This window comes from Stenotrophomonas sp. YJH_SMC_130 (assembly GCF_059369035.1).
Window position 1 is genome coordinate 51,429 of sequence record NZ_JCAFSH010000010.1, and the last position, 13,116, is coordinate 64,544.

General features: G+C 68.3%; 14 protein-coding genes. 13 read left to right on the forward strand and 1 reads right to left on the reverse strand.

Annotated features, from left to right (window positions below):
* Window positions 1-6 precede the first annotated feature (6 nt).
* The 11 genes from xpsH (at window position 7) to pncB (ending at window position 10,882) form a co-directional block, all read left to right on the forward strand.
* Window positions 7-501, forward strand: coding sequence for a type II secretion system protein XpsH (xpsH, locus tag AC5P5V_RS12955; RefSeq protein WP_049417201.1), 495 nt, complete (start codon window positions 7-9; stop codon window positions 499-501).
* Window positions 498-917, forward strand: a complete 420-nt coding sequence (xpsI, locus tag AC5P5V_RS12960; protein WP_111200814.1) for a type II secretion system protein XpsI — start codon at window positions 498-500, stop codon at window positions 915-917. Before xpsH ends, xpsI begins: the two co-directional genes overlap by 4 nt.
* Complete coding sequence (locus AC5P5V_RS12965; protein ID WP_231352537.1) at window positions 914-1,546, forward strand: type II secretion system protein J; 633 nt, start codon at window positions 914-916, stop codon at window positions 1,544-1,546. The genes xpsI and AC5P5V_RS12965 overlap by 4 nt, the downstream gene beginning before the upstream one ends.
* A complete protein-coding gene (locus AC5P5V_RS12970) occupies window positions 1,543-2,406 on the forward strand; it encodes a type II secretion system minor pseudopilin (RefSeq protein ID WP_065179641.1) in 864 nt (287 codons plus the stop codon). The genes AC5P5V_RS12965 and AC5P5V_RS12970 overlap by 4 nt, the downstream gene beginning before the upstream one ends.
* A complete protein-coding gene (locus AC5P5V_RS12975) occupies window positions 2,403-3,548 on the forward strand; it encodes a PilN domain-containing protein (RefSeq protein ID WP_065179642.1) in 1,146 nt (381 codons plus the stop codon). Before AC5P5V_RS12970 ends, AC5P5V_RS12975 begins: the two co-directional genes overlap by 4 nt.
* Window positions 3,523-4,236 (forward strand): type II secretion system protein GspM, encoded by a 714-nt coding sequence (gspM, locus tag AC5P5V_RS12980; protein ID WP_061478433.1) that lies wholly within the window; start codon window positions 3,523-3,525, stop codon window positions 4,234-4,236. The genes AC5P5V_RS12975 and gspM overlap by 26 nt, the downstream gene beginning before the upstream one ends.
* Window positions 4,226-5,014 carry a type II secretion system protein, XpsN-like gene (locus AC5P5V_RS12985; RefSeq protein WP_180885660.1) on the forward strand — a complete coding sequence of 263 codons (789 nt, stop codon included), beginning with the start codon at window positions 4,226-4,228 and terminating at the stop codon, window positions 5,012-5,014. The genes gspM and AC5P5V_RS12985 overlap by 11 nt, the downstream gene beginning before the upstream one ends.
* Before the next feature lie 9 nt (window positions 5,015-5,023).
* The gene (gene gspD / locus AC5P5V_RS12990) at window positions 5,024-7,225 is read left to right on the forward strand and encodes a type II secretion system secretin GspD (RefSeq protein ID WP_061478431.1); all 2,202 of its coding nucleotides are present in this window, start codon (window positions 5,024-5,026) and stop codon (window positions 7,223-7,225) included.
* Window positions 7,226-7,907: 682 nt separating this feature from the next.
* A complete protein-coding gene (locus AC5P5V_RS12995; protein ID WP_065179817.1) occupies window positions 7,908-8,759 on the forward strand; it encodes a glycosyltransferase family 2 protein in 852 nt (283 codons plus the stop codon).
* Window positions 8,756-9,595 carry a glycosyltransferase family 2 protein gene (locus tag AC5P5V_RS13000; RefSeq protein WP_134972087.1) on the forward strand — a complete coding sequence of 280 codons (840 nt, stop codon included), beginning with the start codon at window positions 8,756-8,758 and terminating at the stop codon, window positions 9,593-9,595. Before AC5P5V_RS12995 ends, AC5P5V_RS13000 begins: the two co-directional genes overlap by 4 nt.
* A gap of 108 nt (window positions 9,596-9,703) precedes the next feature.
* A complete protein-coding gene (gene pncB / locus AC5P5V_RS13005; RefSeq protein WP_005415236.1) occupies window positions 9,704-10,882 on the forward strand; it encodes a nicotinate phosphoribosyltransferase in 1,179 nt (392 codons plus the stop codon).
* A gap of 10 nt (window positions 10,883-10,892) precedes the next feature.
* Here the strand turns inward: pncB and AC5P5V_RS13010 are convergent, their stop codons facing one another.
* Window positions 10,893-11,258 (reverse strand): hypothetical protein, encoded by a 366-nt coding sequence (locus tag AC5P5V_RS13010; protein ID WP_134972086.1) that lies wholly within the window; start codon window positions 11,256-11,258, stop codon window positions 10,893-10,895.
* Window positions 11,259-11,717: 459 nt separating this feature from the next.
* Here AC5P5V_RS13010 and AC5P5V_RS13015 point away from each other — a divergent pair, with 459 nt between their 5' ends.
* Together AC5P5V_RS13015 and AC5P5V_RS13020 are read left to right on the forward strand one after the other, a co-directional pair.
* Window positions 11,718-12,257 (forward strand): fimbrial protein, encoded by a 540-nt coding sequence (locus AC5P5V_RS13015; RefSeq protein WP_005415238.1) that lies wholly within the window; start codon window positions 11,718-11,720, stop codon window positions 12,255-12,257.
* An 85-nt stretch (window positions 12,258-12,342) separates the two neighbouring features.
* Window positions 12,343-13,071 carry a fimbrial biogenesis chaperone gene (locus AC5P5V_RS13020; protein ID WP_005415239.1) on the forward strand — a complete coding sequence of 243 codons (729 nt, stop codon included), beginning with the start codon at window positions 12,343-12,345 and terminating at the stop codon, window positions 13,069-13,071.
* Window positions 13,072-13,116 lie beyond the last annotated feature (45 nt).

Consider the following 13,116-nt stretch of genomic DNA (forward strand, 5'->3'; position numbering starts at 1 on the left):
CCGCGCATGACGTATTTCCTGCCGCGCCGGTTGCCCCACCCGCGCCTGCACGGCAGGCGCGCGGCGGGACTGTCGCTGCTGGAAATGCTGCTGGTGATCGCACTGATCGCGGCGATCGGCCTGATCACCGCCGCTGGCCTGTCGCGCGGCTTCGCCGGCATGCAGCTGCGCAGCGCAGGCAAGGACATCGCCAGCCAGCTGCGCATGGTGCGCGCGCAGGCGATCGCCCGCGGCGAACCGCAGCGCTTCGTCATCGAGCCGGCGCGGCGGCGCTGGGAGGGCGCCAACCAGCGCCACGGTGAGGTGCCCGCACAGCTGCAGGTGCAGTTCGAAGGTGCCGCACAGCTGGCCACCGCGCCGGGGCAGGGTGTGATCGAATTTCATCCCGATGGTGGCTCCAGCGGTGGCCGCATCCGGTTGCAGCGCGACGGCGCCGAATGGCGCGTCGACGTCGGCTGGCTCACCGGCGAGGTCCGCTCCGGCCCCTGGCGGGCGCAATGAAGCGGCGCGCGCGTGGCTTCACCCTGCTGGAAGTGATCATCGCCTTCGCCCTGCTGGGCCTGGCGTTGACCCTGCTGCTGGGCAGCCTGTCCGGCGGCGCAAAACAGGTGCGCGATGCCGAGTTGCGCACGCGCGCGGTGCTGCACGCCCAGTCGTTGCTGGCCGAAGCCGGTGTCGACACACCGCTGCAGGTGGGCAGCCAACAGGGTGACTGGGAACAGGGGCGCTATCACTGGGAACTGCAGGTTCAGCCGTGGGTGGAGCCCCGCGCAGGCACTGCCGGGCAGGCGACGTCACCGGGTACTGCATGGCTGGCGGAGCTGCAGTTGCAGGTGCGCTGGGGCGACAGCGAACGCGAGCAGCTGCGCTGGCGCAGCCTGCGCCTGTTGCCGCCCGACCTGGAGAATGCCCGGTGAGGCGCCGCGCCGCAGGGTTCACCCTGGTCGAAGTGATGCTGGCCACCGTGTTGCTGGCCGGCGGCCTGGCGTTGGCCTTTGCCAGCGTGCGCTCGGCGATGGCGGTCAGCCAGCGCGGCGAGCAGATCGCCGCCGAAAGCGAACGCATGCGCGCGGTGGAATCGTTGCTGCGCAGGCAGCTGGCGGCTGCGCTGCGCACGCCGCTGGAAGTTCCGGATCCCACCCGCGAGCCGGTCTTCTTCCAGGGCGAAGAGCAGCGCATGCTGTTCGCCGCCGACCTGCCCGGCTACCTCGGCCGTGGCGGACCCTACCTGCATGCGCTGCAGGTCGACGGACACGATGGCCAACAGCGCCTGCTGCTGGAGCTGGTGCTGCTGCAGGAAGGCGAGCGCATCGCCGAGAACCCGCCGCGCCCGCCCGAGGTGCTGGTGGAAAACCTGAAGTCGGTGCAGCTGCGCTATCGGGGTATCGATGCCAGCACCGGGCAGGTGACTGACTGGATGCCTCGCTGGGACGACACCCGCCGCCTGCCGATGCTGGTGGAGATCCAGATCGCGCCGGCCCGGGGTGCGCCGTGGCCGCCGCTGGTGGTGGCGCTGCGCGCCGGTGGCAGCGGAGGCGCGCGATGAGGCGTCAGGGTGGGGCGGCACTGGTGCTGGTGCTGTGGCTGATCGCGTTGATGACCGCGCTGGTCGGCGCATTCGCGCTGAGCGCACGGGTCGAACACCTGCAGCAGCGCGTGCTGGATGACGATGCACGCGGGCAGGAACGTGCGCGCGCCGGCCTCGAATATGCACTGCTGCGCCTGTCGGCCGATCCGCAGCGCGCGCCCTGGCGTGCCGATGGCCGGACCTATCGCTGGCAGTTCGACGACGCCAGCATCGAGATCAAGGTGCTGGACGAGAACGGCAAGATCAACCTGAACCTGGCCGATGCCGCGCTGCTGGCCGCCTTCCTCAAGGCACTGGGTGAAGACGATGCACAGGCCCGGCAGCTGGCCGGGGCCATCATCGACTGGCGTGACGAGGACAGCCTGCTGCAGCCGGGCGGTGGTGCCGAAGCGCAGGACTACGCCGCAGCCGGGTTGCCCTATGGCCCACGCAACAAGCGGTTCGAGACCCTGGGCGAGCTGCAGCGCGTGCTGGGCATGCGCGGCACGCTGTACCGGGCGATGTTGCCGCACCTGACCCTGTACAGCCGCCAGGCGCGGCCGGATCCCCAGTTCGCCGGCGCACCGGTGCTGACCGCACTGGGCCTGGATGCGGATACCGTGCTGGCGCAGCGCGCCCAGCAGGAGCGTGATGCAGATTCCGCTGGTGGTACGACAACGCTTGCCAGCAGCAGCGGCACCTATAGTATCGAGTCCGCTGCCATCGACAGCAGTGGACGCAGGTCGGTGTTGCAGGCAGTGATACGCAGTGGCTCGGGCGGGGTTCCCGGGCGGACCTACACAGTGCTTCGCTGGGAGCAGGGAATGACAGCAAGATGACGGCGTGGCAGGACAGTCTGCGGCAGGTGCAGGGCCGGATCGGCCCGGGCGCTGGCCGTTTCCTGCGCTGGTGGCGGCAGTCGCTGCTGGCCTGGGTACCGGTGCGCTGGCAATGGGCGTTGGGCTGGGGCCAGGCCCGCCTGTTGCTGCAGCCTGAGAGCGACCAGCTGCAGGTCTGGCGTGAGGCCGGTGAACGCCGCGAAGTGGTGGCGCGCCTGCCGTGGCCGCTGTCGCCGGTGGAACTGGACCGGGTACTCGAGCCGCGCCTGCGCAGCCTGCCCCGGGTGTGGCTGCTGCCCGCGGCGGATGTGCTGCGGCGCACGCTGCGCCTGCCCGCCGCGGCGGCCGACCGCCTGCGTGCCGTGGTCGGTTTCGAGATCGACCGGCAGACCCCGTTCGAAGCGTCCCAGGTCAGCTATGACGTGCGTGAACTCGGCGCGGGCGGCGAAGGGCAGTTGCAGGTCGAACTGGTAGCGTGGCCACTGCGGCAGCTGGAAGCATGGCGCACGCGGGTGGGCCAATGGGCCGATGCGCTGGCCGGCGTCGATGCCATCGATGCGCAGGGCAACGTGTTGCAGGTGAACCTGCTGCCGCCCGCGCAGCGCCAATTGCGGCCAGACCCGATGCGGCGCTGGAACCTGCTGCTGGCAGCGGCATCCGTCGTGATGCTGGTACTGGCCGCGGTGCAGTTGCTGGACAACCGCCAGGCCGCCGCCGACGAACTGCGGGCGCAGGTCGAGCGCAGCGCGCGCAGCGCGCGTGGCGTGGCCAGCGAACGCGCGCAGCTGCAGGCGCTGATCGATGGTGCTGCATTCCTTGAGAAGCAGCGCAGCCAGCGCGCCGGTACCGTGGAGATCTGGAACGAACTGACCCGGCGCCTGCCGGAAGGCACCTACCTGGAAAAGCTGGCGATCGAGAACAACAACCTGCAGCTGATCGGCCTGAGCCGCGAGGCATCGCAGCTGGTGCAGCTGCTGCAGGATGCACCGCAGTGGCGCAAGGTCAACCTGACCGGGGTGTTGCAGGCCGATGGCGCGGCCAGTGGCCGCGACCGCTTCACCATGACCGCCGAACTGCAGCCGTTGCCGGCCGCAGCACCGACCCCGGAGGCGGCCGATGCCGATGCCAAGCGCACGCCGTGATCGCTGGTTGGCGCTGGCACTGCTGTTGGCAGTGCTGGGCCTGGCCTATCTGCTGCTGGTGCACCCCTGGTTCACCCAGCCGCTGCGTGCGATCGATGCCGATGTCGCCGCCCTGCGCGAACGCGAGTCGCGCGTGCAGGCGCAGCTGCAGCAGCAGCCGCAGATCGAACAGCGCCTTCGCGCTACCCGCGAGGCACTGCAGCAGCGGCCAGGCTTCCTGCGCGAAGCCACCGCCGAAGCTGCCGCCGCTGCATTGGGCGCCCGGCTGCAGGATGCGGTAGCGATGGCCAGCCCGGGCAACCGCAGCTGCACCATCAGCAACCGCACGCCGCTGACCGACAACCGGCGCGATGCCGAGTTCGTGCGCGTCGCCATGCAGGTGCGCCTGCGCTGCGGCGTGGCCGAACTGGCCACCGTGCTGCACAGCCTCGAAACCGGCAGCCCCCGCCTGTTCGTCGACAACCTCAACCTGATCGCGCAGCGCTTCCAGCAATCGCCGAACGAATCGGGGCTGGGCCTGGATGTGTCCTTCGAGCTGGCCGGCTATCTGCTGCCAGGCGCCGCCGCCGATGGCACGGTTCCGGCGCCCGCTGCAGCGCCGACGCCGGCTGCTTCGCCGGCCGAGGCCACGCCTGCGCCCCAGCCGGCGCCCCCGTCCGAAGGGCAGGAGGTGGCCGATGAAGCTTGAGCAGATCAGCCTGCGTACCGGCTTCCTGCTGGCACTGGCCGGCTGGGCGGCGATGGTCTGGCTGGCAACCGTCTTCGGGCTGGGCAGCCAGCTGCCGGGCGCGGACGGTGATGCCGACGCCGCGCCATCGCTGCCATCGCTGCCGCCGCTGGCTGCAGAGCGCATGGCCAGCGCCGACAGCTACAGCGCGATCGGAGAGCGCCCGCTGTTCGCCGAAGACCGCAGGCCGCGGCCCTATCTGCTGGGGGGCAGCGAACCGGCGGCCAGTGCCGCGTTGCGCCTGACCGGCGTGCTGCTGACCGGCGATTTCGGCATGGCCACCTTCACCACCGAACAGAACCGCTCGCTGCGCCTGCGTCTCAACGGCGAAGCCGTGGATGGCTGGCAGCTGGTCGCGCTGCAGCCGCGTCAGGCGACGGTGATCGGCCCCGGTGGCAACCAGGTCCTGGAACTGGCCGTGTTCAACGGCCAGGGCGGTGAGCCGCCGACGGTGCTGCGCGGTGCCAACGGTGTACCGCCTGCAGGTGCGATCGTTGTGCCGCCTTCGGCGGGTGCTCCGCCGGCGCCGTCCCCGGTCGCGGCCACCCCACCGACGCCGCCCGCCGGCAATGCCCCCACACCTGCGGCGTCAGCTGCCAAAACACCACCGGCCAACAACAACGGTCCCAGCGAAGCGCAGATGCAGGCCATCCGCGAACGCATCCAGGCCCGCCGCCGCCAGCTGCAGCAACAGCAGCAACAACCGTCGCCGCCCCCGGGCGATGGCACCAACCGATAGAGTGAATGCATGAACCTGCGTTTTCTTCCCTGGTCCTTTGCCCTCGCGCTGCTGGTCGGCTGCAGTACGGTGTCCGCGCCGCACGTGCAGCGCAACGGCAACCTGTCGCCCAGCGCCGCTGCCGGCCAAGCGGCCGACGTCGCCGCTGATGCCGCCCGCGAAAGCCAGGGCGCACCGCAGGCGGTGATCCGTCGCGGCACCGGCACCATGATCAACCGTGAGGCCGCGCGCGCACCGGCCCCGGCGCTGCATGGCGCCAGCACCGGCGAGGCCACCTTCAACTTCGAAGGCGAATCGCTGCATGCGGTGGTCAAGGCCATCCTTGGCGACATGCTTGGCCAGAACTACGTGATTGCACCGGGCGTGCAGGGCACGGTGACCCTGGCCACGCCCAAGCCGGTCTCGCCGGCGCAGGCGCTGAACCTGCTGGAGATGGTGCTGGGCTGGAACAACGCGCGCATGGTCTACAGCGGCGGCCGCTACAACATCGTCGCCGCCGACCAGGCGCTGGCCGGCACGGTCGCGCCGAGCACCGCGCCGGCGGCCAGCGCACGCGGCTTCGAGGTCCGCGTGGTCCCGCTGCAGTTCATCTCCGCCACTGAGATGAAGAAGGTGCTGGAGCCGTATGCGCGTCCCAACGCCATCGTCAATGTGGACAGCGGCCGCAACGTGATCACCCTCGGTGGTACGCGCGCAGAACTGGAAAACTACCTGCGCACCGTCGAGATCTTCGACGTCGACTGGTTGTCGGGCATGTCGGTGGGCGTGTTCCCGATCCAGTCGGGCAAGGCTGAGCAGGTCGCGGCCGACCTGGAAAAGGTATTCGGCGAAGAGAGCAAGACGCCCAGTGCTGGCATGTTCCGTTTCCTGCCGCTGGAGAACGCCAACGCCGTGCTGGTGATCACGCCGCAGGTACGTTACCTGGACCAGATCCAGCAGTGGCTGGATCGCATCGACACCGCAGGTGGCAGCGCCCGCCTGTTCTCCTACGAGCTGCGCTACATCAAGGCACGCGACCTGGCCGAGCGCCTCAGCGAGGCCTTCGCCAGCAGTGGCAACCGCGGCGCCTCCAGCCCGGCCTCGCTCGCGCCAGGCGCCATCCCGTCGCAGCTGGGCGGTGACGGCGATCGTGGCATGGACAACAACAGCAGCACCCTCGGCTCGACGCTGGGCGGGAGCAGTGGCAGTGGCAGCAGCAACGGCAGCCTGAACCTGCCGCAGCGCCAGCCCGGCAACGTCAGCGTCAGCCTGGAAGTGGAGGGCGACCGCGTCGGCGTGTCGGCGGTGGAGGAGACCAACACCCTGCTGGTGCGCTCGACCCCGCAGGCCTGGCGCTCGATCCGCGAGGTGATCGAGAAGCTGGACGTGATGCCGCTGCAGGTGCACATCGAGGCACAGGTGGCCGAAGTCGCGCTGACCGGTGACCTGAAGTACGGCGTGAACTGGTTCTTCGACAACGCTGTGGCTGGTCGCGCGCTGACCGGCGCACTGGCAGGCCTGACCCTGCCGCCGGCAGCGGGCGGTTCGTGGAATACCTTCGCCGGCGGTGTCACCGGCAACGACGGCGTGGGCTGGGCATTCACCGGCCACAACGCGGCCGCCGTGGTCAGCGCGCTGGACAAGGTCACCGACCTGCGCCTGCTGCAGACACCGTCGGTGTTCGTGCGCAACAACGCCGAGGCCACGCTCAACGTTGGCGACAAGGTGCCGATCAACACCACCACGGTGAATACCGGCGTGGGCACCAGCACCTACAGCTCGGTGCAGTACATCGACACGGGCGTGATCCTCAAGGTGCGCCCGCGCGTGACCCGCGATGGCACGGTGTTCCTGGATATCGTGCAGGAGGTCAGCAGCGCCTCCGACGTGCCGGACGCCTGCAACCCGAACGAGCGCAACTGCAATCCGCGCATCTCGACCAAGAAGCTGTCCACCGAAGCGGCGGTACAGAGCGGCGACACCATCATGCTGGCGGGCCTGATCACCGACTCGGCCACCGATGGCAGCAGCGGCATTCCGGGCCTGAGCAGGATCCCGGTGGTCGGTGCGTTGTTCGGGCAGAAGACCCGCACCAGCCGTCGTTCGGAGGTGATCGTGCTGCTGACCCCGACCATCGTCCGCAACAACCAGGAATCGCGCAACCTGACCGATGAGTACAGCAAGCGCTTCCGCGCGATGGAGCCGCTGAACCAGCCGCGCGCGAAGAAGTAGGGGGTTTACGGCCGGGCTGCGCCCGGCACCCGCCGAGGCCGGAGCAACGGCAACAGCCAAAGCCAAAGCCAAAGCCAAAGCAACAGCGGGTTTACTGAGGGGGGCGCGTCGGCGTGGGGTGGCAGGACACGCCGTAAACCCCGCTCCGCGGCCCGGCCCAGCCGCGAGAGGCCGGGCGTTCGGGCGCTTGCGAAGCAGTGCTTCGCAAGCAAAGCGCCCTCACCCTTGGGGGCTCGATGGCGCCATCCATGGCGCCAACGGTCCTGCCACCCCACGCCGACCCACCTCTGACAGATTTCCGCGGCTGTTGGTAGGTGTCGACCTTGGTCGATACGGTAGATCCACGCCATGCGTGGATGACTCTTCATCGAAATCGAATATTTCTACATCTGTGAGATCTGAGCCGAGCATGGCTCGGCTCTACAGAAAGCAAGGCCCGACAGATCGCAGAAATCTGTCGAAGGTGGGGTGGGTCCGGTTGCGGGGGCGTGAGCGCCATGGATGGCGCGACCGAGCCTACAGGGACGTATTTACGGCGTCCCCCGCAACCGGACCCACCCCACCATTCCCCAGGAACCCGCTCTGGCTCTTGCTTCGGCTCCGGTCTCTGCAGGTGCCGGGTGCAACCCGGCCGATACCCTCCCGGTGCTACGCTGTGACCACCGACAACCACGGAGGCGGGATGGGGGCGATCGTGTTGTTGCCGCTGTGCGTGGACGATGCCGCGCTGGACCGCTGCCTGGCCGCACTGGATGCCGGCACCGCGCCGGGCACCGCGGTCTGGCTGGCCGATGACGCGCAGGCAGGGCCGCGTGCGCAGGCCGTGGTCGAGCACTGGTTGGCGCATACGCCGCTGCAGGCCGAGTACACCCGGCGCGCGCGGCCACTGGGCGAGGTTGCCCATCTGGATGAGATGCTGCGCGCCTGCGATGGCCTGGACGTGGCCGTGCTGGCGCCGGACAGCGTGCCGTCGCCCGGTTGGTTGCAGCAGTTGCAGGATGCCTTCGCCCGCGATGCCGCCATCGCCACCGCGACCCCCTGGTGCAATGCCGGCGAGACCGCGGCGTGGCCACGGCTGGGCGAGATCAATCCCGAACCCCATGACCCGGCCTTGCTGGCGCATACCTGCGCTACATTGCCGACGCTGCACCCGGAGTTGCCATCGGCGGTCACCCACGCGGTGCTGGTACGTGGCAACGCGCGCCGCCGTGCCGGTGGCCTGGACGTGGACAGCTATGCCGGCTGGAATGCCGCGCTGATCGATCTCAGCCTGCGCATGGCGGGCCTGGGGTGGCGCAATGTGTTGTGCGAGACCGCGTTCGTCAGCCGGGCAGGGGAGGCGGTCAGCCGCGATGGCGACCTGGAGGCCCTGGCGGCACGCTGGCCGGCCTGGGTGCCGCGGCTGGCCGATTTCCTGATGCACGATCCACTGCACGGTCTGCGTGCCGACCTGCAGCAGCGCATGCGGCAGGCGATAATGCCGAAGGAACAGGGCGACCTGTTTGTCCCGCCCGCGCCGGAGCCTCCCGTTTGAATGCAACCATTGCCGCCATCGTCGTCACCTACCAGAGTGGCAGCACCATCGATGCCTGCCTGTCGCGCCTGCGCCAGGCGCAGGACATCGCCGAGATCCGGGTGATCGACAATGGTTCGCTGGATGGCACGCTGGACATCGTGCAGCGGCATGCCAGCCATGACCCGCGCGTGCGCTTCGTCGGCAATCCGGACAATCCCGGCTTTGCCGCCGCCAACAACCAGGGCGTGGCCGACTCGCACAGCCCGTGGCTGGCCTTCATCAACCCGGACCTGATGATTGAGCCGGACACCCTGACCGAACTGCGCAGCCGTGGCGAGGTGCTGGGCGATTGCCTGCTGGGCGTGGAGCAGGTGGACGAGCACGGCCACGCCGATGAAGCGGTGCGCCGTCGCGATCCGGATTTCCTGCTGATGCTGCGCTCGCCGGGCAAGGGCTCGAAGCTGGCGGTTCCGCGCGATCCACACCAGGCCGTGCAGCCCGTGCCGGCGTTGTCCGGTGCGCTGCTGATGATGCCGCGTGCCCTGTTCGAGCGCATCGGTGGCTGGGATGCGGGTTACCGCCTGCATGCCGAAGACCTGGATCTGTGCCGCCGCGCACGCGAGGCCGGCGCGGTGGTGGCGATCGCCAACGACCTGCAGGTTACCCATGTGCGCGGCGTCTCCAGCCGCTCGCGGCCATTCTTCGTGGAATGGCACAAGCACAGGGGGCTGTGGCGTTACTTCCAGAAGTTCGAGGCCAGGCAGCGCACGCTGCCGGTACGCGTTGCGGTGTGGGCCGCGATCTGGGCGCATGCGCTGATGCTGGTGCCGAGGCTGCTGCGCAGGTCGCTGTAGCGCCGCAGGAGCATCCACGCATGGCGTGGATCTACCAATGCTGTTCCCCGTGAGCCGAGCGTGGCCGCAGGCACCCCGGTTCACCCTGCCGGGCGCATAATCCGCTCCATGCCTATCATCCAGTCCCTGCTCGACACCGACCTGTACAAGTTCACCATGATGCAGGCGGTGCTGCACCAGCACCCCGGCGCCCAGGTGCAGTACCGGTTCAAGTGCCGTACGCCCGGCATTGACCTGGCCCGCTACATCGACCAGATCGACGAAGAAATCGACCACCTGTGCAGCCTGCGCTTCAGCGACGCGGAGCTGGACTACATGCGTGGCCTGCGCTTCGTGAAGCCGGATTTCGCCGATTTCCTCGGCCTGTTCCACCTCGACCGCAAGTACATCCAGCTGCGCGCGTCGACGGCCGTGCCCGGCGAGATCGAACTGGACATTACCGGCCCGTGGCTGCACACCATCCTGTTTGAAGTGCCGCTGCTGGCGATCATCAACGAAGTCTGGTTCCGCAACACCACCACGGCCGACTTCGCCGAAGGCGAGCGCCGCCTGCAGGCCAAGGCCGCGCTGCTGCGCGATACCCCCGGCTTCGAACAATGCCGCATCGCCGACTATGGCAGCCGTCGCCGCTACTCGCGTGACTGGCACGCGCGGCTGCTGCCGCTGCTGCGCGACGCGCTCGGCCCGCAGCTGGTCGGCACCAGCAACGTCCACTTCGCGCGCCTGTACGGCATGACCCCGCACGGCACCATGGCCCACGAGTATCTGCAGGCGTTCCAGGCGCTCGGCCCGCGCCTGCGTGATTCGCAGGTGGCGGCACTGGAATCCTGGGCGCGCGAGTACCGCGGCGACCTCGGCATCGCGTTGTCCGATGTGGTCGGCCTGGATGCGTTCCTGCGCGACTTCGACATGTATTTCTGCAAGCTGTTCGACGGTGTGCGCCATGACTCAGGCGATCCGTTCGACTGGGGTGACCGCATGCTGGCGCACTTCCAGCAGCGCCGGGTCGATCCGCGCAGCAAGGTGCTGGTGTTCAGCGATGGGCTCGACATCGCCAAGGTCATGCGCCTGTACGACTACTTCCGCGGTCGCTGCCAGGTCGCGTTCGGTGTCGGCACCCACCTGACCAATGACCTGGGCCCGACACCGCTCAACATCGTCATCAAGATGGTCCGCTGCAACGGCCAGCCGGTGGCCAAGCTCAGCGATTCGCCGGGCAAGAGCATGTGCGACGACCCGGGTTACCTGGCCTACCTGCGCCAGGTCTTCGAGCTGCCGCCGGCGTAAATACGTCGGCTTACAGGTAGTCGACCACCACCAGGTAGGCGCCCTGCAGCGGCTGCTGCTTCGAAGCCTGCACGCTGTAACGCTCGGAGAAGGCGATATCGCCGGCGCGCATCGCGCTGGCCGACACCGACAGCTTCTGGCCCTGGCGCTTGCCATCGCGCAGCGTCGCGGCCTGGCCATCGCCCAGTGCCGTCACTTCCACCGTCGAGCCCTTGGCCGACGGCGGGCAGGCCGCCAGGCTCAGCTCACCCTGGGACAGGTTCGTCGTGCAGCCCGGCTCGGCGATGCGGCCGCTGAAACGGATGCTGCCGCTGCTGGCCTGGGCCAGCGCACTGACGGACATCAGGGCCACACACAGCAGAATGGAATTCCTCATGACACGTTCTCTGGTTCGGTGTGTCCTAGTTAGCGACAGGTTCTATCCGCCTTTAATAGGACAAATCCGAATCTGCTAGGGCCATCACCAAGAAAGAGTGATGCGCATCAAATAAGGTGATTTCCGCCTGAAAAATGCCTGTTTCCGCGCCTGCCGAACGCGCCTCTCGACGCGTCATCCACGGTCGGCCGCGACCTGGCGGCCCCGTCGTCAAATCTTCCACGCGTCCCAGGCGCTGATTCCGCCTATCACGTCACATTTAGGGCGTCAATGAATTGGCGTTCAGAAAAATAATGAGACTTTCATCACAGTTGTGCATATACTTGCGTCACGGATTCAGGGGAAGGTATGTCCGAGTCCGGCCACAGGTGAGACGCAAGGATGGGTCTTGTTAGCCCGGCAGTGCTCCTTGCTTCCTCCTCTACTTCTCATCTCTTCAGTAGGGTTAGGTAAAAGCGAATGCACAAGATCAACCTCATTGCCGCTCTGATGCTGGCCGCCGCTCCGCTGGCCGCCAACGCCGCCGACGGCACCATCACCTTCAATGGCAAGGTGACCGACAAGACCTGCACCATCTCGACCCCGGGCGGCAAGGACTTCGCCGTGACCCTGCCGACCGTGTCGAAGAACACCCTGGCTACCGCCGGTGCCGTTGCGGGCCGTACCCCGTTCGCCATCAACCTGACCAAGTGCAGCGCCGGCAACGTCGCCACCTACTTCGAGCCGGGTTCGACCGTCGACTTCAACAGCGGCCGCCTGGTCAACCAGGCCTCGGCCAACGCTGCCACCAACGTGCAGCTGCAGCTGCTGGGCTCGAACAACCAGTTCCTGCCGATCAAGGCTGCCGGCGCTGGCCTGGCCCAGACCAACTCGCAGTGGGTCACCGTCGGCACCGACGGCTCGGCCGACCTGAACTACTACGCTGAGTACTACGCCACTGCCGCCGCCACCCCGGGCGACGTCACCAGCAGCGTCAAGTACACGATCATCTACAACTGATCGTAGCTGTACCCGCATTGGCCGGCGTACGCGCCGGCCAGTGCTCCGCGGCCCCTGGCCACACCCCTCGAGCGTAGTACTTCCGATGAAAGCACTCTTTCCCCGGGCGCTGCTGCTGGCAGCGTTCACGCTGCCCCTCTGCCAGAACGCACTGGCCGGCGTGGTGGTCAATGGCACGCGGGTGATCTACCCGGCACAGGCGCGCGAAGTCACCGTGCAGGTCGACAACGTGGGCGACTCGCCCGCACTGGTCCAGGCCTGGATCGACAGTGGCGACGCCAACCAGACCGCCGATACCAGCGATGCTCCGTTCGTGCTGACGCCGCCGATCGCGCGCGTCGAGCCGGGCCGCAGCCAGGCGCTGCGCCTGATCTTCTCCGGCGCACAGCTGCCGACCGATCGCGAGACGGTGTTCTGGCTCAACGTGCTGGATGTACCGCCGTCGCCGGACAACGCCGACAGCGGTGACCAGAATTACCTGCAGGTGGCGTTCCGTTCGCGCCTGAAGCTTTTCTACCGGCCGCAGGGCCTGAAGGGCGTCGCCAACGACGCACCGGCAGCGCTGCGCTGGACCCGCAATGGCGACCGCCTGCGGGTGGAAAACCCGAGCCCCTTCCACGTCACTCTGGCCGAAGTGCATGCCGTGACCGGCAGCAGCGAAAAGGCCGTCGAGGACAAGGGCGCGATGGTCGCGCCGAAGCAGAGCCTGGAGTTCGCCGCGCCGGCGGGCACCAACCAGGTGCGCTTCATCACCATTAACGATTACGGCGGCCGGGTCGAGCACACCGTCCGCCTCGACAGCACCGGGAGCTGAACGCGCCGCGCCGGCCAAGGGCCTGCGCATCCCGCCACCGCCGCC

Excerpts from the sequence above, each read along its gene's own strand:
- xpsH (WP_049417201.1), top strand. The coding sequence starts at position 7 with ATGACGTATTTCCTGCCGCGCCGGTTGCCCCACCCGCGCCTGCACGGC.
- xpsI (WP_111200814.1), top strand. The coding sequence starts at position 498 with ATGAAGCGGCGCGCGCGTGGCTTCACCCTGCTGGAAGTGATCATCGCC.
- AC5P5V_RS12970 (WP_065179641.1), top strand. The coding sequence starts at position 1,543 with ATGAGGCGTCAGGGTGGGGCGGCACTGGTGCTGGTGCTGTGGCTGATC.
- AC5P5V_RS12975 (WP_065179642.1), top strand. The coding sequence starts at position 2,403 with ATGACGGCGTGGCAGGACAGTCTGCGGCAGGTGCAGGGCCGGATCGGC.
- gspM (WP_061478433.1), top strand. The coding sequence starts at position 3,523 with ATGCCGATGCCAAGCGCACGCCGTGATCGCTGGTTGGCGCTGGCACTG.
- AC5P5V_RS12985 (WP_180885660.1), top strand. The coding sequence starts at position 4,226 with ATGAAGCTTGAGCAGATCAGCCTGCGTACCGGCTTCCTGCTGGCACTG.
- gspD (WP_061478431.1), top strand. The coding sequence starts at position 5,024 with ATGAACCTGCGTTTTCTTCCCTGGTCCTTTGCCCTCGCGCTGCTGGTC.
- AC5P5V_RS12995 (WP_065179817.1), top strand. The coding sequence starts at position 7,908 with ATGGGGGCGATCGTGTTGTTGCCGCTGTGCGTGGACGATGCCGCGCTG.
- pncB (WP_005415236.1), top strand. The coding sequence starts at position 9,704 with ATGCCTATCATCCAGTCCCTGCTCGACACCGACCTGTACAAGTTCACC.
- AC5P5V_RS13010 (WP_134972086.1), bottom strand. The coding sequence starts at position 11,258 with ATGAGGAATTCCATTCTGCTGTGTGTGGCCCTGATGTCCGTCAGTGCG.
- AC5P5V_RS13015 (WP_005415238.1), top strand. The coding sequence starts at position 11,718 with ATGCACAAGATCAACCTCATTGCCGCTCTGATGCTGGCCGCCGCTCCG.
- AC5P5V_RS13020 (WP_005415239.1), top strand. The coding sequence starts at position 12,343 with ATGAAAGCACTCTTTCCCCGGGCGCTGCTGCTGGCAGCGTTCACGCTG.